This window comes from Chryseobacterium sp. FR048, from assembly GCF_056844665.1.
This window is the reverse complement of the sequence record NZ_JBXDSE010000004.1, coordinates 357,588-380,258: the sequence shown is the minus strand read 5'-3', so window position 1 is coordinate 380,258 and position 22,671 is coordinate 357,588. Positions and strand designations below refer to the sequence as shown.

The following is a 22,671-nucleotide window of genomic DNA, read 5'->3' as shown; positions in this document are numbered from 1 at the left end:
TGTTTATTTTTTAATTTCTAATTTATCTCCTTTGGTTCGGGCATTCATCTGAGGCGCATAGTAATTCTGCAGGGTGGCAAAACCACTGGAGAAACTCCCTGAAGCATTACATACCAGATCATATTCAAATACATATTTTCCTTTCGGCATGTAGTAAATATAGAAGTTGGTAGAGGCATCTTTGGTTGCCTGATAATAGCCCAGATTATTTTTATACTGATACCCGGAAAGTACATCTACAGGCTCAAGCCCTGCAGCTCGCATATCTTTCAGGTGAACATACTGCATCGGACGGTCTGTATTCAGAATCATCCTTACGGTAATCCGATCTCCTACAGCAAGCGGACTGCTCTCTGTAATTTTGACCAGCTCTTCGCCGTTTGTCGTTTTTATCTTTTTATAATATTCTCTTGTCATAGAAAGATAGGTTTCTGTAGATTTTACACTTTCAAGGTTTTCATAATACTGCCAGAACAATCCACCTTGTGCAATTCCCGGGCCGGGTTTTGTTACGGTAACTTCAGCCAGCTTTTTATCAACCTTATCAGAGTATATTGTCTGCTTCAGGAAGCCTGTTGTTTTCGTCTGTGGCGACACTTCCTTGCCACCCCAAATTACTGTTGCTTTATCCGCGTCAGGGGTAGTCCATGATTTTCCGGAATTCATCAGGGTATAAATAATTTCAGCGGTTGTTCTGGAATTCCCCCACGAATTGGTTTCTTTCTGGGTAGCCAGCCATACTTTTGATTCTTCAATAAAATCAACATCCTTCGGGGTAACTTTGCTGATTGCTTCTATGGCTCCGGCGTGGTTCACGGCTTTAGATTCATACCAGCCCCAGTCATTGAGGTTTTGCTTCCAGTAAGCGCCCTGTGTTTCTGAAGACACTGAAGTTTCTTTAAGGTATTTAATCAGTTTTTCAGAGGTATTTTTCAGTCCGTAGCTGTCATAGATAAGCGCTGCTCTGTGAAGTCCGAAGAAGGTAAAATCTGTAATTTTAAATTTATCGGCACGGGTGATAATGCTTTTTTTAAGACTTGCACCGGTTCCCTGCAGCGGATATTCTTTTTCCCAATACCGTCTTGCATCCAGATAATCCAGTGCAAAGTTGCTCCATGGGGTGTCTTCATTTTCTTTCCAGTGGGTCTCCAGCTCCCTGTCGATATAATGAATCAAGCGGGATACCATGCTGTCTTGTCCCGACTGATATTCAGATATTCCTCCTTTCAGCCATTCGTTTATTTTCCCAAGATTTTTGAGGATGTATAATGAAGAAACATATGAACTTCTGAATCCCGGCAGCCATGGGAAGCCTCCGTCACTGTTCTGAAATTCCAAAAGCAGCTTCCAATCTCTGTTGATGGATGCTTTCATTATATTGACTTCGAAAAGTCTTGAAATTCTGTTCATGGTTTCGGTTTCCGATTTGGCATTCAGTACCCAAGGGGTTTCTTCCAGCAAGACCTGCTTCAATTCCTGGTTTTTCTCAAGATTGCTTTTCAGAAGGTCTGCACTTTTGTATTCATCGAAAACAGCTTTCATCCTCGGATTGGCTTTAAAGATTTCGGTTCCCACAATGTCTGCAAACCAGGTATTGAATATCTCATCAGAAGAAATATTCAAATTGCGGCTCAGATCCGGAAGGGCAAAAAGGATTTCCCAAACCGCATTGGTTTTCAGTTCCAGGGTATTGCTGATATTTTCTGCTGTTGCAGAGGTGTTATTTTTGAGATTATCAAGGGTAAATGTTTTGGTCTGGCCTTCTTTCACAAAGATCGGAACCGCATCCGTAAGCAGCATTCTATTGGAAAGTACAGCAACAGGAATCTGTTCTCCGTCAGAATACGATCCTGCTTTTGCCACTACTTTGATGATGATGGACGAAACTTTGTTGAACGGTGTTTTTATCTTCCAGTTCACCACGGAATTTCCGGTGTCTTTTACCTCAAAATTCTGTACTGATGAACTAATTCCGAACAGCTGAGAAATATCTTCATTGGTCTCAGCATTGAGGATCTGCAGAGAAGCTGCTCCGGACATCGTCTTATCGGTAAGGTTGGATATTTTTGTCTGAAAATTCAGTTCATCGCCTTCTCTCAGGAATCTTGGATAGTTAGGATTTACGGAAAGTTTTTTCTGGGTAATAATATCTTTCTCCAGAACTGCTGTTCTCACATCTGTAGTATGAGCCAGAAACATCAGTTTCCATTTGGTAAGAGCTTCTGGTGTTGTAAACTCAAAACTTATGCTTCCATTGGCATTGGTTTTCAGATTCGGATAGAAAAATGCGGTTTCGTTAAGGTTCTGACGGGCTTTCACATCATTCAGGTCTTCTTTCTGTTTTGCTTCCGTTGCCTGCTTTTTATCTGCGGCTCCCATTTTATCATCATTGTCAAATCGACTCCTTACTCTTTCCTCTCTTACACTACTTACTTCCATTGCAGTCATACTTTTTGGCTTTGGACATCCATTGTAAGAATCAATTCCAGGAACGGTAGGACAGGCATCAACCATATCATCAATCCCATCACCGTCCGTATCTACAGTCAGCCCATATTTCTGCATCAATTTGTAAAATATATTTTGATCAAACCAATTGAACTTCGGAATATAAATCCCTTTGGTTTCTTCATAATTCACCCGCTGATACCATTCCAGTGTCTGCGTAAGGTTTCTGACGTTGTAATCTTCTATGAGATTTACAGGTATATAAGATTTTACAAAGCTATAGGTATTGGGAGCGAACTTATCCAAAGATTTGTCATACATATTGGCAAGTACCTCAGCGACTACTTTTTCATTGTTTCTTCCTGAGATCTTAATGCTCCATTTTTCTTTAGATCCGGGCTCAACTTTATCTCTGAAAGTCGTCAGCTCAATTTTCAATGGATCTTTTTCATTTTTAATATTGATTCGGGCATATTGATTCTGTACATCATTATAGGAAGCCAATACAAACTGTACATTGTATTTTGTAGTATTTTTTTCCGATGATACGGGAAAGCTATACGCTAAAACGCCATTGGTAAACTTCCTTCTTTCCATCGTCTTTTTCCCCTGCCCATTCTGTAAATAAACATTCACAAAGGCATCAGGAATTGCAGAATAAGCATACACAACAGCCTGGGAACCTCTTACAACCTCATCTTTCGGGCCTACCACTTTTAGAAACGGATACTGATCTTTACCCAGTCTTTTTTTACTCCAGACATCAAAGTTCTGTTCCACTTTTATGGTATCTTTTCCTTCGACATTATATACCAAAAGTTTGTAATCTCCCGGTTCCAGATGACCCAGATTCAGTTCTTTGCCATCTTTTGTTTCGTCTATAAGAGTTCTCAGGGTCTCCCAATTTTTACGATTTTCAGACTGGTCGTAGCGGTCATGTGGGAATTTTTTCAGGAATTCACTTCTGGACATTGACGGTAGATTCTGAACATTCTGTTCAAAATTGCTTCTCAACACCCGATTTGGCTGCTTCAGCTGTATCAGTTTTACTTTGTAGCTTTTGTTTACAGAAACATCATTGTAATTGAAAGCGGTGACTTTTATTTTCAGGTTATCTTCCGCAGAAACCTGCTTTATTTCATCGGTTTTTAAATAATGGGTTACTGAAGCCACCTTCACATCCGTTTCTGCCGACTGGGTCTCGCCATTAATGTCCGTTACCGAAGTTTTTACTTTATAGTTGTGAACCTGTATTCCTTCTGTATTTTCATCTTTTTTAAGGTCGATCTTAATCACGAATTCTCCTTTTTCATTGGTTTCTGCCTTTCCAAGGATTGAGTTTTCATTATCGGAGTGATCATAAGGATACCACCAGAAATACCTTTGACGGATATTCTCTCTTTTAATCTCGTAGTTAACATTGGTATTGCTCAACGGAATTCCTGAGAACGTAACAGCCTTCCCTTTCAGCTCGATGGTCTCTCCATATTTATATTCTTTTTTGATGGTATCAAAAGTGATCTCAAATTTAGGACGCTTATATTCTTCTACAGAGAAGGACCTGCTTCCATAGATGCTATTTCCTTTATATTCTCCCGACACTTCAATCCTGAACTGACCATTCAGCTTGTCTTTTGGTAAAACAAAGCTCCCGCTGTAAGACCCGAATGCATTGGTCGTGAATTTCTGAGAACTGATCACCTGGCTATTGACATCATACAAAGTGACTGTCTGCTCATTGTTAATAATCAGCGTTTCTCTTTTTTTCTCTTTATCCGCATAGGTAGAGATGCCTTTAAAATAAATAGTTTGCCCAGGCCTGAAGATCTGGCGGTCCAGGAAAAACTGAGTAATAGGGTAATAATCCTCATAAGATCTGGTAAGATAGGGACTCTGTACTATATTATAGTTATTTCCTGCCGGATCATAGAACAGATGACGATACGTCTGATATTCTACTTTTTCTGACGTAAATCTTGCCAGATTATCCGTAGCAATCATCAGTTTGGTTTCGTCTATACCAGAATAATCTGCAAAATCATATTTAAAAAGCCTGGTATTGGGCTTTAATTTTCCGGTCTCGCGGTCAACCAGAATATAATCTTTCTTTTCATCATAAATAACTCTGGAAGAGGTTACAATAAACATGAATTTTGAAACCTTATCTCCATTAATATATTCTCCCAAATATATTCCTTTCGGAAGCGCTTCTATTTCTAACGCTGTGCTATATCCCAGATAATCTTTTTTGTTGGGAAGTGTAAAGGTATCTGTTCTCACCAGAGTCTTATTTATTTTGTCATAGTCTTCATTGGTGAGGTAATGCCGGCCATAGCCCAAAGACCCCAGATATTTCAGCTGCTTGATAATATCATTGAGCTGGTATATTTTAAGAACAAAATGGTCTGCGTTTTTATGGCTTGCTACTATCTGAATAGGCTTTCCAGGCTCGTTGTGAGTTTCAAAGAAAAGAGAAACAGAGGATGTTTTTATCTGTTTTTCCTGCTGAATGATATTGCTCAGAAATTTTGACTCAGGGTATTCTTTTTTCATTTTATCGATCAAGTCTACAGCCTGGTTGAATTTGGATGTATTGATCAGCCCCTGTACCGCATCCTTTACAATAAAAATCTTATAATCTCCTTTTACAGAAGAGTTTACCAAAGCAATCTGTTTCTCAAGAAGCTTCCCATCTTTTTTTGTATTGTTTTCATAGATCAGCTTCTGGTGCTGGAAATATAATCTGGAATTACCGGTATTAGCATCAATCAGATTTTGGTACAAAGCCAGAATAACCACCTGGTTTTCCTTTAATTCATCCTTGGTGAATATATCACTGTTATTCAGGAAGTCTATATTCTTTTTAACGTTCCAATCGTAGAGTGTTGGGAAAAACTGAAAGTCACGCTCATTTTCAAAAGCATCTTTATATTTATCCATACTGATTTTCCTGAGCTTATCATCCGCGGCTGTCATTTCTGCAAATCTCTTCAGGTAAAAATTCTTAAAATCGAGCTTTGTCCAGGACTCTATTTCTGAAAGATCACCTTTAGCCATATTCGTCCTTTTCTGGATTTCCCATTTTTTAAGGTCATAATAATTCTCAAAAAATTCAATCTCCAGTACTTTGAAGAAAAGCAGATCATCATTTTTCAGCCGTTTCTCCATATTGCTGATCTTGGAGAAAAAAACGGAAGCATAGTCGTTTTTCGGATCATCCTGAGTGGCTTTATAGATGGCAAATTCTGCCTTCAGAGATTTGATAATCTCCGTAGTATTGTTGTCTGCTACCGCTTTATTCTGAATCTCAAGAACAACGGGCAGGTTAGATTTAAAGGTTCCATTCTGATAACTTTCTGCTATTTTCTTCCACTGTTCTTCATAAAACTGCTGTGCATGGGAAAATATGCATGAAAAAGCAAAAAAGAGAAGAACAGATTTGGAGATAATTTTCATAGGTATTAATTTTGATAAATGAATGTTTTAAAAATACTGAAAAAATACATCATAGACAGCCAGCTATATGTCTCTCTGATGGGAACCCTTTTTGCAGTATTTTTTATGAAGGAGCAAAACACATTCCGTTTCCCTACTATTCTGTTGATTTTCATCACCTATTTCAGTGGTTATCTGTACACTAAATATCAATACACCAAACATTTCTTAAAAATACTGGTTGTAAATGCTGTTGCCGGAATCGGATGTGCTTTTCTGATCATTCACAATCACAATGAAATAAGGCTTTTGAAATGGTTCATCATTGTAGTACTGGGATTGCTTTACAACAGTTTTTTTCTTGAGGTTTACATCCGAAAGATCCCTTTACTGAAAGTCTTTTATGTAGGACTGGTCTGGGCATTGGTCAACTGCTGGCTTACTCTTCCTGAATTCAGTATTCCTATTTTTTTGATCAGCTTTTTCTTTATCACGGCACTCGTTCTTCCGTTCGACATCCGGGATATGAATAGTGATACGGTAAAAACCTTTCCTATGATGATTGGTGTTCAGAACACAAAATACATTGCCTATGCTCTGGTTTTCATCAGTACGGTCATCGGGATTTTCTATCTTCAGCCATCATACGGCCTGGCTTTTTTTATGAGCAGTATCATCAGCTATATTTTTATTTATTTCTCTGAAAACAAAAGAGATGACGCCTATTTTTCATTCGGGGTCGAAACTTGTTCTGCACTTCCTTTTTTATTTTTACTAATAATGGAGTATTTTTGACGAATGATTATCAAAAAGCTTTCCGTATACAATTTCAAAAACCACTCTGAAAAAAAGTTTGAATTTTCCCCGCAAATCAACTGTTTTGTAGGGAATAACGGTGTGGGAAAGACCAATATTCTGGATGCCCTGCATTATTTATCCGTAGGGAAAAGCTTTTTGGGAAATACGGACCTCAACAATATTAAGAGTGAAGAGGATTTTTTCACCATCGATGCTGAGATCCTGAATGATGACAGCGATGACATCATCAGAATTACCCAACCCAGAGAAGCTAAAAAAGTCATCAAAAAGAACGATAAAAGCTATGACAGGCTTGCCGATCACATTGGCTATCTGCCCAGTGTGATGATCTCGCCTTATGACTCCAATCTTATTTCAGATTCCGGGGAAAGCAGACGTAAGTTTCTGGACGCGATGATCTCCCAGACCGATTCTGAATATCTTTTTGATCTTATTCAGTATCAGAAAACGATTCAGCAACGAAATGCCTTATTAAAATATTTTGCCAAAAACAGAACCTGGGATAAGGATTCACTGGAGATCTATGACGATCCCATCATCCGATTCGGGACTAAGATCTTTACTAAAAGAAAAGACTTTGTACGACAGCTGAACCCTATCGTTCAGAATTTCTATCAGATTATTTCGGGTGGAAAAGAAGCCGTATCTGTGCTCTATGAATCTCACCTGCTTGAAAACTCTTTTGAACACCTTTTAAAGGAAAGCCTTGAAAGAGACCGTATGCTGACTTATACTTCAAAAGGAATTCATAAAGATGATCTTCTTTTTGAGATGGATCATGTTCTGATCAAGAAAATAGGTTCTCAGGGACAGCAGAAATCGTTTCTTATTTCCTTAAAACTGGCACAAATGAGTCTGGTAAAGGAACTGACAAAAAAGACGCCTATCCTGCTGCTTGATGATATTTTTGATAAGCTTGATGACACCAGGGTTTCTCAACTGATCGAATTGGTCAACAAAGAAAGCTTCGGGCAAATCTTTATTACGGATACCCACAGGGAAAGAACGGAAAGTGTGGTAAAAAAAATCAATGAAGAAAGTATAATCTTTGAGATATGATACAAAAAGTTTTACTTATCCTATTTTCATTCTGTTTTCTTTTTTCTTTCAGTCAGAAGAAAAAGAGAAAGCCTGTAGATCTTCTATCAGAATATAATTCTTATAAGGATGGTGATCTTAGAAAAGATTTCAAGCCTATCCCACTCGATAAGAGAATGGCCAGATTTCCTTTCAATAAAGCGACTCAGGTAAAAATCATTTCTTATAATCTGAATTTAAAGAAAAGCAGTGCCAGTACTTATATACCATTACCACCACCGCCAAAAACCAAGGAAGATTCTGCCCGGATTACAAGATATTACGACAGTATTAAAATAAATAAGAGATTTGAATTAAGGGAAGCTATTGATCATTCCGCTTTTGAAGGCATTCAGGAATCGAGGACGTTAACTTCATCTGAAGTTGCTGAATTGACGGATGTCATTTACAATACCTGCGGAAAATATTATATAGGCGTTGTCTCCACAAGCGGCTGTTTTTTCCCAAGAAATGCGATCCTGTTTTATGATAAAAACGACAAGGTTTTTGCCTTTTTTGAAATATGCTTTGAGTGTTCAGGTATAGAGTCTTTACCCAGAAAAATGCTGGAGCCTATTGAAGCCTGTGAATACCTTTACCCTGAACTGGAAAAGTTCTTTAAAAGTAAAGGATTAACTACTGAATTTATAGAGAGAAAATAGTATGAAGAAGAAAAAACGTGAATATCAATCGTCTGAACTGGTGAAGTCTTTTGCCAGGATTTATGGCTTTGAGGGTAAACTTGTGGCATTTGAGATCAAGGATTTTCTTGAAGATTACCTTGATGAAAGCCTGTTTAAGGAGATTCGCAGTGTGAATCTTGAAAACGGATGCATCATTATCAAAATTGATTCGCCATTATTGAAGCACGATTTCAAAATGCGTAAAGGTTTCTATCTGAAGAAGTTCCAGGATAAATTTGGTACGGAACAGTTTCATGATCTTCAGATTTTGTAAATCTCCTCCTATTCATCGATGTTACAGAAAATTTATTTTTAAAATAATTAAACATATTTCGAAATAAAGTGATATATTTAAGTACCTAAAAAATAATATTTACCATGAAAAAAGTACTTAAGTCGAAGAAATTATCAAGAGAATCATTAAAAAAAGTTCAAGGAGCGGGACAAATGGTGTGTTGTGCAGTAAGCTGCATAGATATGACAGGATGTGGGTTTTGGGAGCAATTGCCAGCAGAATGTCCGGAACTTCCTTATTGTGTATAATCAATCACTTATTTTATAGAAAAAAGCTACCAAAAAATGGTAGCTTTCTTATTTTATTAATGTTCTTCTGATTTATTAGATTTTGTACTGCTCATCAAATCATCTGCTTTTTTATCCAATCCTGAACGTAAAGGAAAGAAAAACTTCAATGGATGCTTCATAAAATATCTGAAAATCTCTTTGTAAATCTCGCTTACCTGCCCAAAGTTCATCTTTCTTGATCTAAATGCCAGGAACATGGATAAACTGAAACTTACCAGGAAGTTGAAGAATCCGATTAAGAATACTGTTACAAAAGAGATCCAGAATGTATAGGAATCTACTGAGAAGTCTTTCCCATACAATCCTAAAGCAAAGTTACCTGCAGCAAAAGTAATGTGTCTGATGTCCAGGTCAAGGCCAAAGAATAATCCTACGGGAGCTGTAGCCCCAAGGAAAACCCCAAACCAGAAATTGGAAACGATTCCCGGCCAGTTTTTAGCATAATATTTTGATAGTCCTTTGGCAAATTTCTTCCCGAAAAAGCTTCTGATCGAAAGGTTTTTGGCAATTCTTTCCGGGATCTGGTAGAAAACGGAATTGTTTCCGATATTTCCGGAAATAATCCCTGAAATAAAGAGATAGAATCCAGCTATAGAGGCATGCAGAATCGCTTTGGATTTGAATGGATCAAGGTCTTTCAGCAATTTGTCTGATCTTTCAACCGCAAGGTTTTGAGAAAAGAATACGTCTAAACCATAGATAATAGCCAAAGCTACCGGAAATGCAAGTAATACATTCCCTACAAAAGCAATAAACTGACTTCTGAAGAGTTTTGATACAAGATGGGCAAATTCTGTATTATCTCTCTGCCCGTTTCCTTCTTCAGAAAGTACTTTGGTCATCGTTGCCGCCGTCATGGCCGGCTGCTTGGTAGCAAGCGTGAACCCCATCAGGTAGATCATTACAAATCCCATCGCATAATTCATTGAATATAAAAACGCGTGGGAGAAGTCGCTCCCGGGAATATACCCATACAGCATTTTCAGAACGCAGAGCGCACCTACGATAATTCCGCCCCCACTCGCTTTGTAGAACATGGTCATATATTCTTTGCGGGTAGAGGTGATGTAATGGGTACCTGCTTCGGCAGTATGGTTGGTAATAAGATGCGAAATCAGCCTCGTACTGTCGTTGATCAGGTCGGCAATATTGTTCTTATGCGATTTATAATTCAGGATATTAAAGACCAACTGCTTAGATTTGATCAGGACATCTTCTTCAGAGTCAATCACCAACAACTGTACAATTTCATAGATCCTTTCTGTCTGCTGGCGGATCTTCAGCAATGATTGGTTGATCTTTCCTGAGATACCGTATTTGGCAGAGTTTTTAAAAGCAATATTAACGAATTCCTGGCACTGTTCTGCATAGATCTTAATCTGCTTGTATCTGCTGTCCTTAGAATGCAGTTGCAGTCCGGGATCTTTCACAAGGTCATCCGCCAATGCTTCCAACTCATTCTGCAGGGCAAGAAAAGGATTGGAAAGGTTCCTGTACTGAGGAGCCATTCTTACCACTTCCACTTCCATTGCCATTCCCGTTACCCTCCAGGAGAGGATGTTCATCGAGAAGATCAGTTCTTTTTTTACATTAGGCTTGATGATAAAATCTGAAGCATCCAGCAGGTTCAGAAATTCATTGACTTCATTTTCCGGAAGATTGTGCAGGTATTTAAGATCTTTTTTTGGTCTTAAACTCACATTATCGATCATATACCACACCGTTTTTTCGTTTTCTACGGGAGGTAAAACCTTGTTCAGGATTCTTTTTTTAAGTTCCGGAAAGAAGGCGTTTTCTGAAAGAATGTTGGCTTCCGTCAAAGAAAGATTGAAGGGCCTTCCTTTGAAGATATTATGAATATAATGCTTAAAGTTTTCAGCAAAATTGGGATTGCTTCTCAGAAAATTGAGCACATCTGTAAAGTCTGCCATCTTTACGCTCTCCAAAAACTCGGCAAACGGTTCCAAAGAAAGGGTTTCGTTCTTAAAAGAAAAGTATTTTTTAAGAACTGACTCAAAATTTGTGCTGGAATTAAAGAATTTCATTAGTACAAAGATACTATTTCAAACTCACATTCCTCATCTGTCTCATGATCCAATTGTGTTTCTTTCTCAGATAAGGGGAAGGATTTTTAGGATCATACTTCTTCGGATTGGGCAATACAGCGGCAATCCAGGCTGCATCTGAAGCACTTAGATCTTTAGATGATTTCCCGAAATAATATTGGGCTGCTGCTTCTACACCAAATACTCCCTGCCCCATTTCAATGGAATTCAGGTATCTTTCAAGGATAATGTCTTTGCTCCATACTTTTTCTATAATGAAGGTATAAACCGCTTCCAGGCCTTTTCTCACCCAGCTTCTGCCCTGCCAAAGAAAGACATTCTTTGCCGTCTGCTGGGAAATGGTACTTCCGCCTCTTATTTTTTTACCTTTTTCGTTATACTTCATTGCTTTTTCAATAGCAGTATAGTCGAAACCGTCATGATCAAAGAATTTCTGGTCTTCAGAAGCGATCACTGCTTTTTTCACATTGCTTCCCATTTCATCATAGGAAATATAATCTCTGTGCAGTTTTCCATATTCAAAAAGACCTCCTATCTGGGTAAGGGTAATGGGTGGATTGAAAAATCTCCCCCAAATGATGAAAACCACGTTCAATACAAGAACGATGAAAATAAACTGTTTAATTCTTTTCCACATATCGTAATAAAAAGGAAAGGCAAAAATAAGCAAAAATACTGCGAGTTACTGCAATTCTTTCATATAAGTAAGCTGGTAATCCGGTAAAAGTTCAGGATGAAAGATTTTAATATAATCTTTAAGGATCAGATCAGCTCTCACTACCCCACTTTCGAAGAAATCGTTGGCTTTCATCTTTTCTTTTCCTGCGATCGTGTATATTTTCCCCTTGTTGAATACCTCCAGTTTTCCATAGAAAGGATTCATTCCCAGCATTTCTTTTTTAGAGGTATGACTTCCTGCATTTACCCAATACTGAACGCCACCAGCCTTTGCATAGACTTCTTCAAAGCTCATCGTTAAAGCCTTTTCATCTTTATTATCTTTCATGATATAGTTTGCGTTGGCATCTGCAATATAATGCGCCACGGAAGTGTTTCCTCCTGGAAGATACCACACATCCCCATACATTTCATTGGCCAGAACCACAGGTTTTTCTTTTGCTGTCAATGCCAGTTTTTTCAGATCATTATAGTTTTTCTCTACTTCCTGGTATTGAGCTACGGCTTCTTTTTCTTTTCCTAAGAATTCCCCGAATAGTTTGATATAAGCGGTCTTCTGTAATGGCTGCTGCTCCATGTACTCATCCAGAAATATCACCTGAATTCCATTGTTCTTCAATAACTGATATGCATTATCAAAACTTGCAATATAATTGGTGAAAATCGCATCCGGTTTCATGGAAATAATTTTCTCCACATCATACTTCTGATCGCTTCCTACATTCTGAATTTTTCCTTCTTTAATCAGATTTTGGATTTTTTCTGAATAAATATACTCAGGACTTGACACTCCAATGATTAAATTTTCTGCTCCAAGCTCTGAAATATACCCCGCCATACTTGCATTAAGTAGGATGATTTTCTTGAAAGGAGTTTGATTTTGCTTGAAATTGTAGGTGAAATTTCCCGATTTCAGCTCCAAACTTCCATCTTGTTCCTTGTATTGGGTGCGATTTGAGATATTTGTCCAATCTGAGGACGAAATTTTTGTTTCTCTTTTACAGGCAATTAGCGAAAATACCGTAAATAAAAGTAAAATTTTCTTTTTCATGTTTCAAAGAACGGAAAAAAGTGGTATATTTGCAACCGTTAAACAATAACAAAATAAACGGCCTCGTGGCGCAACTGAATAGCGCATCTGATTACGGCTCAGAAGGTTACAGGTTTGAATCCTGTCGAGGTCACTTATGTAAGAATTCTATTTTAAGAATTTTTACAAAATACAGGAATAATAAGCATTACGGTTATATTGGAATGATCCATTTTATATAATTTATGCTTATTATTCCTTTTTTTGTCACCAACTGTGACACTAATTTTTTTTTCAGTGACAAAATCAACCGGTTAAAATTTAAACTTTTAACTATGATTGGAACAGCACAAAATTATTCGTCGATTTTTCATAGCACTACTACAATAATAAAAGCTATGAAATATTCTTTTTACTTAAAAACAGACTACAAAAACAAAGAAGGAAAATATCCATTGTATATCAATTTGTACATTCACGGACAAAGAAAACGAATACCAGCAGATATTTTTTTAACCAAATCGGATTGGGATCCAAAAAAACAAGTTATTAAAAATCCAGAACTTGATATTTATAATCTTATAATAAAAGATGTAAAAGCTCAGATTAATAAGATTGAAATCCAATTTCGACTTAATAATCAAGTTTTAACGGTTGATAAATGCGCACAGCTATTAAAATATCCTGATGTTGCAATTGATTTCATTCCATTTATGGAATATGAAATGAATTTAAAAGAAATTACTTTCGACACAAAAGACAATCATAAGGTTGTACTGGAAAAACTGAAAGAGTATAAATCTAGTATCATATTTGGAGAAATTAATGATGTCTTTATTAAAAAATACAGAAAATATTTATCCTCAAAAAAAGGAAATGCAGAAGTAACCATTGATAGTAACATAAAAATTATAAAGCACTATATTAAAATTGCTAAAAAAAGAGGCTTCGTTATAAATATAGATCTTGACGATATAAAGATAAAGCAGCATAAATCACATAGAACAAACCTTACAATTGCGGAAGTAGATCGCATGAAAGAATTTTATTTTTCCTCTTTCATTCCGGAACACCAACGTAGAGTATTAGGATATTTTCTATTTAATTGCATGACTGGACTTCGTATAGAAGACCTCCGAAAACTTAACAGACATGAGCTTACTGATGGTTATTTTAATTTCTGGAATCAAAAATCAAAAAAACAACAAATTTTAATGACAAATGTTACTTGTCGTAAAATTCTTGATCATGATCAAAGCCTGTTTGTTAATAAAATTACTGCTAAAACAATAAATGAAACTATAAAAGTGATCTGCTCTTTTTTAGGAATAAGAAAAAAAGTTTCAGCTCACGTAGCCCGACATACATTTGCTACAAATTATCTTCGTAAAGGCGGTAAGGTAGAAGATTTACAGATTTTATTAGGACACTCTAAAATATCAACAACAATGATCTATGTTCATATTGTGGAGGATGAGATTGTTGACACTTTGACTTTATTAGATTAAAACATAAAAGCCCCTAAAAAAAAAGGGGGCTTTCTTAATACGTTTCCGTTTCTATTTCTACAGAGTATTTCTTTTTGGAGATTGAATTTTTCACCCAACTCTTGATCCAATGCTTTTTATTGTACGCAAATATTTCAGATCTTATATTGAATTTTCTCAATTTACTTTTATAAATAGTAAAAGTCCATCTAAAAATAAAGTTAGTAAGTCGATTCATAAACCACTCTTTATTTTCTTCTGCTAATTGAACACCGTGTAACCCAGGAGGGTTTTTTGCGTGATTATCTGCATTTTCATTTAGTCCATCATAATATACAAGCATCAGGCTATTTTCTTGGAACGTTTTTGCTGTTGTAACTCCATTTGTCTTCTCTAAAGGCAGACAAAAACCATTAATTGGAATTTCAGTGGTTTGGTCTCCATCTGTATTTTTATTCAGTGTATAACCATTTTCATCATAATAAATATTATCCAAAGAAAGACCTTCAACCGTTGGAAACTTAAGATTAAATGACTGCTTTTCAGTAAAATTTATTAAAGGCTGCTCAATTTCATAGGGTCTAAAATCTTCCGGATCTCTAGTCTTATCAATTTTGATAGTGTTCATAAATACCCTATTTCCTTCAAAAATTAATTCGTAGTTTCTCCAATTCTTTATTGTTGTAACTATTTCACCAAAAGTCATATCAGGACAGGCTTTTTTTAGGTCAATACGATCAGTATTAAAAATGAATGGTATTGCAGTTCCATCGGCTGTATTTTGTCTTATTGGATTCAATTGTATTTCTGCTACTCCAATATTAACTCCTTCGTTATTACTTTTATCATTGATTGCTTTACCAAAATATAATAATTTCAAATCTACTCCGGCCTCTGCTTCATCTATACTAACATCTATTACTATATCAAATGAAAGTTTGTCAGATGTGGTACCACTCCCAATAACGGAGATAGAAGCTCCATTTCTAAAAACTTCTAAAGTACAATTCCCACTATTTTCCGTGAAGGCATACCCTATTAATCTGTATTTACCAGGAGCATCGATTTTAATATTTTTTTCCCAATGTCCAAAGATATTACCTGAAAAATCCTCGTGATCAAAAAATTCAAGCTGGAATACATTTACTTTTTGATATTCCTGATTCCCGGTACTATAATATTTTTCCCCGGAATAAACACAGCGATTTTGTAAAAACCTATCTTCTAAAATATCCCCCATTAAAATGAAGCCAGCATCTTCAAAGCCTACTATCAACATGTGAATTAAATAAATCAGTGGATGGATAATATTTCTATTATAAACATCCATTGAATTTTCTACTGTATTTTCTGGAAATATTGAGCCTTGTGGTGTAGAGATCCTATTGTTTAAAAAACCGCCAAAATATTTCCATTCAGGACTGTCTTTGTTATATTCAACAGGAATAAGTTTAGGAAAATTGTAATTTACTTCCGGATATTTTTTGGTTACAATACTATTTGCATGACTGTAGATATCATCAACTTTTATAACTGCAAAAGGCAGCTCATTGAGTTTCTTTTCAAAATTTGGTAAAGTTTCAAAACCGCTATCCACCTGTATTTTTATAGTTTTTTTTCGGATATCGGAAATTTCTAGTTTGCCTTTAAATATTTTTCCTTCAAACACATGGTAACAATCTTGATTCTTTCTAAGATTCATCGCAATAAAAGAAGAATAGTTTCCTACTTTACTTTTAAAATCACGTGTAAGCTGAATATCAACCGGGAGTGTATATTTGGTCCAAAAAGTATCTTTAAAGCGGGGATTTTCCTCCGTAAAATTAGTTTTAACGTAAGTAAGATCTATAATAAATTCGTCAGTAATAATACAGTCTTTCATATTTTTTTTACAAAAATGAAAGACTGTATCGGTCTACTAAAGGACACTATTTATTACTCACAAATATTTTGAAATCAAGATCCATTTGTAAAATATTAGACTTATTGTCATCAAGCTCATTCGTTGTTCCTACAGGATATGCTTTAATGATCTTATCTTTGAATTTTATATAACAGACCTCGGATTTTAATAGATCTGTCAACATTTTAGTTTCTTCTTTCAAAATAACTCCTGAATTAATAGTTAATATCGTTGAACTATTACTATATGCTTTCTCCTCTTTATAATCTTTTGTTTCAGCAAAAATGTTCTCAATATCATCTTTACTTCTGTACTCTAATGGAGCTGAAAACCATTCAAAAACGAGATTATCATTTTCCCATAAAATATGAATCAATTCTCTTTTTTCGGGTAAAGGAATAAACTGCATTGTTCCTGCAGTAATTATTTTTTTCTCATATCCCGAATTAAACCGATCTCTTTTGAAAGTATATAGATCAATACAGGTATTTGCTGGTTCCGGATTCAAAACATCCAGATATATTGTTTTAAGCTCTTCTATTTCAGATTTGTTTGACAATCTATCAACTGGTAATTTTAATTCAGATTTTGAATAAGTTCTACGAATAGGATAATTGGTGAGAAAAGGGAAACAAACCGGCTTTTTGCCAGGAGCAAAAAGAAGATTATCCAGAACTATACTTGACAATTCTTCATCCTTTCCATTCATTTCAGAAAAGGTGATTTTAACTGCTGCAAGATTCATCAAATATTGAATATCACTTGTTTCTTTAAAGTCTCTACATCTGATAAAAAAATCATTAATTTCTTCACCAGGATAAAACTCAGTCATACCTTTAAAGAAAGGGATTGATCCTTCTTGTTTTTCGGCAAATTCTTGTCCATATCCTTTAAAATACATTTCCAGCTTCATCTTTACATAAACACCAGTTGGATTAATTTTGTAAACTTTTACTTTATTAGGATCCTCGGCAAAATAGTAAGGTTTATTTTTAAAATCATGTTCAATTGATTGTATAATTGATAATGAAATGTTTATTTCTTTAGTCTTAGAACCGGCTTTCAAAATTACCTTACCCGCATAATTACCAATGGCTAAATTGGAAGAATTATCAGTTTTTAACGTCAATACATTATTGGTTATAGATGCTTCAGAAATAAATGTCGGCTTTAAATCTATGGAAATATTTAGATTATTAGGATTACTGATATTTGCGGTCAGAGTTTTTACAATACCTGGTGTTTTTTGTAGTGTTACTGTAAAACTTTTAGGGTTTACATCAAATTCCGTTGAATCATTAATAATTTCTAAATTCACTGTTACGGTTTTTATGTAACCATTTTGGGTGATAGTCACCGTTCCTGAATAGCTTCCGAGCGCCTTATTCTGTATATCTGAATTATTGACAAATTTTAACAATCTTTCGCCCGGTTGTGATACCTGGTTAATTTGAATAAATGATTCAGATGTTGTAAAATTTACAGACTCATTAGAATACACTATAATTTTTTCATCACCTGATAAAGTGTTATTTGCTTTGTTAAAAGTGAGAGTAAATAGATTTTTATCCGTAGAAATTCCAGTTCCCGCTTTTACGGTGAGTGTTATTGTTGTTGAAAAATTCTCCAGATAAACTTCACTGTTCTGGTCGTTGATTCCATACGCATCAAAAAATACGTCAATAGTATGCGTTCCTACTGGAAGATTATCCAAATTTATAAACTCATAAAAGAAACGTACTACAGTATTTCCATTCAAAATAAATTCTTGTGCGCTTCCAAAAGCATTGGAAGTTATATTTAACCAATCTACACCGTTAGATGAAATTTTTCTGATTTTAAATTTGTATTTGTTAGCAGGATATGAGTAAACAAATTCCAGTTCCGGAAAAGTAATATCCTGATATAATGAAGATGCAATTGTTCCCTGGGTCAATAATTTATTTAATTGCCCTGGTGTTGCATTCCAATCTCTGATTGGGATCACCTGGTCAACACATACATAAGTAGGAGAAGGATCATTATTATTTTTGGGAGTCCACCAACAAAATGGAACTGTTTTAAATCTTATTGCCATAAAAAAGGAATTTTATTTTTGTGATATTCTAATTTTTCGTTATAATTTTTGTAGAAAAAGTTCCATAGTTCAATACATTTATCATCCAGGTAGATAATGAAACGTTCCGGCCTTGTTTCTACCATCCTACTAAAGCCAAATAACGGATTACGATTTTGATGATGATGTAATATTTTCCTGAAAGAAATATTATCTATAGCAAAATCAACGTCTTTAGGTGTATAGTCTTCCGGAAGTGTACCACTAAACATTTTTGCAACAGAACCGACCACATGAGGCTTTTTTCCGGTTATATTATAAACCTCTTTGCTCAAAAGATCACAATAAATGTTCACCTGGTTTTCTTCAAAAATCTTAAGTTCCTGAAAATTATCTTCTCTCATTTCTTTTCTTGTATTTTTTAAAGGATTCAACTGTTCGATCAATTCGCTTTCCATTTTCAACAGATTCAACCATAAAGGCTTCGATTCCGTTGACTTTAAGATATTCCAGGAGTTCCTGCACGTTGGTCATTACTGCAGCTAATTTGGTACTATTAAAATCGTTTGGACTACCGGTAATATTTGCACTTTGATCTGAGTTTTGCGAAACAGGACCTCCTTCAGCAAAACTCTTAATTTTGTTTTTACGTGCATATTCAAGCTCATTTATTTTTCTTGAATAAACAGGGTGTTCTGTCATCCATCTTGGAGCCGTCCACTCATCTTCGTGTAACCATGCTAATTGTGCCCTTCGTTCGCCTGTTTCGTCAGGTCTTCCGAATCCCTTCCCGGTAAATCCTTCAAATCCATCTTTTCCGAAACCTCCCTCGGCAAATGTTGGAACTTCTGGAAGTGGCGTGTTCATAACCGTACCCAATTGAATTGCTCCTAAAGTTCCAATTAACACAGCTGCAATTGTTCCTCCAATCGGCCCCAACTGCGAATATGCCTGCATGATCCCTAAAGAAGTATTGGTAATAATTTCAGCGATCTTAATTGCCCTTTCTGTTTTTGCTTGCTTATAAGCGATTTCCGCTTTTTTCTTCGCTGTTTCCTGCTCTAAGAGCTGAATCCCCTTTTCATACTGTTCTTTATTGATATATCCTTGATTAAGCTGAACTAAGAGATCTTTCTTTTTTTTCTCATTATCTTTTTCAAACTTTTGCATTTCTCTTTCTGCAAGAGTCTGCTGTAACTGAGAGAATGATTGAAAGGCAGTTGATAAAGCTTGTACAACCATTTTTACCCCTTTAATCTTTCCGGCGGTAGTATCTAAGTTTTTCCAAGATTCCTCCCAATCTTTCGCAGAAAATCCAAGAATATCAATCTTTTCTTTTTCAGAATCGCTCTCCTCCGTTACCTTTTTATCATCTCCCTCTTTACCAGATTGAGCATTTCCAACTAACTGACTTTTTTTATTATTTAGTTCGTCAAGGTCTTTTTTTAGCTTCTCCAAAGCTTCACCTGACAAGGCCGGATCTTGTAATAATTTATTTAGAACATTTATCTGCTCTTCGATCAGTTTTACCTGGCTTTTAATATAGGCTCTATCAGCATTTTCCCGTAAAGCTTTTTTTGCGTCTTCCAGAGTCCTGATACCCTTTAATTCAGTTTGGGTAAGCTTCAAATGAGTCATTTGAGAAAGAGCTTGTCGGGCTTCTGCCATATTAGATATGCTATTAATCATATCTTCAGCAGATTTTCTTTCTAAATCATTTTCACGAATTAATTTCTCTACTTTTTTTTCGTAGTCTTTAGTAGCCCATTTCTCACGAATTGTATCAAGCTTTTTTTGATGTGCTTCTTCTGAGGTAATAACTATCTGGTCATGAGTTTGAAGAATTTCCCTTTCTCTTTTAAGCGATTTTTCATAATCTGCCTTTGCCTCCGGAGATTTTGTTTCTTTAATTTTATTTTCAATACTTGAAATCAACCTTAGTTTCTCATCCTGATATTCTCGTTGCTTTGTAAGCTCTTCCGATCTTTTAGCATTTTCTATACTAATTTCATTTGCCAGGTTGTTTTCTAAAATTTCGGCTCTTTTTGTAAAATAGTCACTTTGTGTTTGCTGCAGCTGATTATTGGAATCAATCACCATTTTGGCGGATTCCTCCTTATCTTTTTTATTTTGATCTTCAAGTTTTTTTCCGGCCGCAATTCTATCAGCCTCCTCTTTTTTTCTTCTTTTTTCGGCTTCTTTTTGAGCTGCAGCCTGTGCATCTAAATCAACATCATAGGAAGATGTTTTTTTAGTTTTAGAATCATCCAAAATATCTCCATATCTTCTTTGTATAGTATAATTTAGATTTCCAATATTTTTTTCTACCTCTAATTTCTTTTTTTCATAGGCAGCAATTTGGATATCTATAGCTTTATTACGTTCAGATATCGCATTTTTTTCGTGATTATCTAATTTCGGAACATCTTTATCAACAACCCATTTTTTACCAGGAATAACACCGGTTGTTTTGTACATATTTTCTTCTTTTTCAGCAACCAAAGTATCTATGGAAGATTCAAGTTTAATAAGATCCATTTGTTTTTCCGCTGTAAGAGACTCCAAAGCCCTTTTTTTAGCGAGATTGGTCACCTTATCTATCAATTTACCATAGGCATCACCTAGACGTAAAGTTGCATGATATTCTTTATCAACAGTGTTTCTAAATTCCGGGGCTATTTTAACCAGCTGTTCATATGCTGCTTTTCTTTGTGCTAATGATGAATTCTGATCATTAAGAATTTTAATGAGTGGGTTAATTTTTTGACGTAATTCTTCAGTATCTTGCTGAACCTGCTTATTCATTGCCTTTTGAGCCTCATTGTTAAGCTTTTGTTCACGAGAAAGCTCCCGGATCTCTTTACGAGCTTCATTCACTCTATTTCTATAGATTAAAAAGGCAGCTGTAGCAGCTGTAAGCACTGATAGTACCAATCCAATTGGATTAAGCCGGGCAACAGCGTTAAAGGCTATCATTTCGGCTTTAGCTAACTTTAGTTGTCCGGTAAAAAGAAAATAAGCAGCATTTTTTAAATGAGTTAATGCGATATCAGCTTTATCAAGCACCATTTTAGCCTTTTGAACGGCCGTATATAATAGAGTTTGCCTCCAACCTTCTTTAGTTAATAAAACGGTTAAGGATAGTCCCAGTCTGTAACTTGCCATTACGGCAATTACTGCCAGGAATATTTCCTTCATTTGTCTTAATCGTGATTCATGCTCTGTGTCTTCTTGTTTAAGGTTAAAAAGAACCGTTAAGACATCGGCTAAACCAGATTTCATTCCTGAATAAATAGTTGTTAATATGGTAGCGGTACCAGTTAACTGCACCCATATTCCATTTAATTTTTCGTTTGCATCAAGTTCTGTTCTTTTTGCAACTACAGCTGCACTTGTAGATGAAGTAAGACTATCTAAATTAGTATTGATATCTTTTAATTGAGATAGATATTCATAGCCAGCATCTTCTCCAGGACCACCAAATAAATCTGCAATGGCTGTACCTGTTAGGCGGCTATCGGCTCCTATTTCTGACATTCTTTGTGAAATCATTTTCAGAACATCAAAATAGGTCAAAGCACCTGAAGATATTTTTTTATAAATACCAGGTACATCCAGCCCTAAAGCTATCATTGCATCTTTAGCAGATTTTGTACCCTCACGCACTCGCAACATACCCTCTTTTATCGCATCAATACCTTTATCATCGTACACCCCCATTTTTTCAGATTGAGCCATTATTGCTATCATCTGTTCGGCGGAAACTTTAGCATCCTTCATCATGGTTGGATATTCTTTCATCTGGGTGAGCATCTCGCCCGATGCGTCAGCTCCAGCAATAAAACCTTGCTTAATAAGCTCTAGCGATTTATTTGAATCCTTGGTTTGTGCATTTAATGCTTTAACAGCTACTTGTATTTCTTCAACATCTTTTTTGTAAGTATCTGCAATAGATTGTACGGTTACGGCCGCCTTATCAAGATTTGCGCCCGTCAACCCACTATCTAAAGTGGATAATGTACTCTTAATCTCAGCTAACTGCTGTACACGTTCTGCGAGTTGAGTTCCAAGTTCCTGAGCTTTTCCAATTATATCCGAAAAAAAGTCAGCAGCAATATTTCCTCCCATGATATCGCTGAATCTGGACGTTTCTTCGTTTGTTCCCTGAATCTCCTGACGAACTTCCTGGAATCTTTGTCGAACTTGTCTCAATTGTTCCGAAACACGGATGTATTCTTCTGTACCAGGAGTAAGGTTTCTTAGTTGGCGTTCATATTGATTAACAACCCTCTTTAATCCATTAAATGTATTCTCAACTTGCTGTCCATTGATAATAAGGACCCCTGTTTGAGTAATAGTATTTCTTCTACTTGCCATTAAATGATAATTTTAATGCAAGATTGT

14 protein-coding genes and 1 tRNA gene are annotated in these 22,671 nt (G+C 35.8%); 7 read left to right on the top strand and 8 right to left on the bottom strand.

What is annotated here, in order from left to right:
• Positions 1–3: 3 nt before the first annotated feature.
• Entirely contained in the window at positions 4–5,904 is a 5,901-nt protein-coding gene (locus AC106K_RS14255; RefSeq protein WP_482446196.1) for an alpha-2-macroglobulin family protein, read from the bottom strand.
• Between the two features lie 18 nt (positions 5,905–5,922).
• On the opposite strand from AC106K_RS14255, the gene AC106K_RS14250 reads away from it, so the two are divergent.
• The 5 genes from AC106K_RS14250 to AC106K_RS14230 all read left to right on the top strand — a co-directional run bounded on the left by AC106K_RS14250 (position 5,923) and on the right by AC106K_RS14230 (position 9,005).
• Complete coding sequence (locus tag AC106K_RS14250) at positions 5,923–6,678, top strand: UbiA prenyltransferase family protein (RefSeq protein WP_482446195.1); 756 nt, start codon at positions 5,923–5,925, stop codon at positions 6,676–6,678.
• A gap of 3 nt (positions 6,679–6,681) precedes the next feature.
• Entirely contained in the window at positions 6,682–7,761 is a 1,080-nt protein-coding gene (gene recF, locus AC106K_RS14245; protein ID WP_047096109.1) for a DNA replication/repair protein RecF, read from the top strand.
• Complete coding sequence (locus tag AC106K_RS14240) at positions 7,758–8,441, top strand: hypothetical protein (RefSeq protein WP_482446194.1); 684 nt, start codon at positions 7,758–7,760, stop codon at positions 8,439–8,441. Before recF ends, AC106K_RS14240 begins: the two co-directional genes overlap by 4 nt.
• Before the next feature lies 1 nt (position 8,442).
• A complete protein-coding gene (locus tag AC106K_RS14235; RefSeq protein WP_482446193.1) occupies positions 8,443–8,736 on the top strand; it encodes a hypothetical protein in 294 nt (97 codons plus the stop codon).
• Positions 8,737–8,840: 104 nt separating this feature from the next.
• Positions 8,841–9,005, top strand: a complete 165-nt coding sequence (locus AC106K_RS14230; RefSeq protein ID WP_185289724.1) for a hypothetical protein — start codon at positions 8,841–8,843, stop codon at positions 9,003–9,005.
• A 56-nt stretch (positions 9,006–9,061) separates the two neighbouring features.
• Here the strand turns inward: AC106K_RS14230 and AC106K_RS14225 are convergent, their stop codons facing one another.
• The 3 genes from AC106K_RS14225 to AC106K_RS14215 are packed head-to-tail and all read right to left on the bottom strand — an operon-like array spanning position 9,062 to position 12,842.
• Positions 9,062–11,092 carry a recombinase gene (locus AC106K_RS14225; protein ID WP_482446192.1) on the bottom strand — a complete coding sequence of 677 codons (2,031 nt, stop codon included), beginning with the start codon at positions 11,090–11,092 and terminating at the stop codon, positions 9,062–9,064.
• A 13-nt stretch (positions 11,093–11,105) separates the two neighbouring features.
• Positions 11,106–11,750, bottom strand: a complete 645-nt coding sequence (gene mtgA, locus AC106K_RS14220) for a monofunctional biosynthetic peptidoglycan transglycosylase (RefSeq protein ID WP_482446191.1) — start codon at positions 11,748–11,750, stop codon at positions 11,106–11,108.
• Positions 11,751–11,795: 45 nt separating this feature from the next.
• Positions 11,796–12,842 (bottom strand): ABC transporter substrate-binding protein, encoded by a 1,047-nt coding sequence (locus tag AC106K_RS14215; RefSeq protein ID WP_482446190.1) that lies wholly within the window; start codon positions 12,840–12,842, stop codon positions 11,796–11,798.
• A 59-nt stretch (positions 12,843–12,901) separates the two neighbouring features.
• On the opposite strand from AC106K_RS14215, the gene AC106K_RS14210 reads away from it, so the two are divergent.
• Positions 12,902–12,975 (top strand) — tRNA-Arg (locus tag AC106K_RS14210).
• A 181-nt stretch (positions 12,976–13,156) separates the two neighbouring features.
• Positions 13,157–14,329, top strand: a complete 1,173-nt coding sequence (locus AC106K_RS14205; RefSeq protein ID WP_482446189.1) for a tyrosine-type recombinase/integrase — start codon at positions 13,157–13,159, stop codon at positions 14,327–14,329.
• 34 nt (positions 14,330–14,363) lie between these two features.
• Here AC106K_RS14205 and AC106K_RS14200 read toward each other — a convergent pair whose 3' ends face one another.
• The 4 genes from AC106K_RS14200 to AC106K_RS14185 are packed head-to-tail and all read right to left on the bottom strand — an operon-like array spanning position 14,364 to position 22,644.
• Positions 14,364–16,190 carry a hypothetical protein gene (locus tag AC106K_RS14200; protein ID WP_482446188.1) on the bottom strand — a complete coding sequence of 609 codons (1,827 nt, stop codon included), beginning with the start codon at positions 16,188–16,190 and terminating at the stop codon, positions 14,364–14,366.
• A gap of 46 nt (positions 16,191–16,236) precedes the next feature.
• Positions 16,237–18,288: a hypothetical protein gene (locus AC106K_RS14195; RefSeq protein WP_482446187.1), complete on the bottom strand. Its 2,052-nt coding sequence runs from the start codon at positions 18,286–18,288 to the stop codon at positions 16,237–16,239.
• Positions 18,279–18,671 (bottom strand): hypothetical protein, encoded by a 393-nt coding sequence (locus AC106K_RS14190; RefSeq protein WP_482446185.1) that lies wholly within the window; start codon positions 18,669–18,671, stop codon positions 18,279–18,281. The genes AC106K_RS14195 and AC106K_RS14190 overlap by 10 nt, the downstream gene beginning before the upstream one ends.
• Entirely contained in the window at positions 18,658–22,644 is a 3,987-nt protein-coding gene (locus tag AC106K_RS14185; protein WP_482446183.1) for a phage tail tape measure protein, read from the bottom strand. The genes AC106K_RS14190 and AC106K_RS14185 overlap by 14 nt, the downstream gene beginning before the upstream one ends.
• Positions 22,645–22,671: the final 27 nt, after the last annotated feature.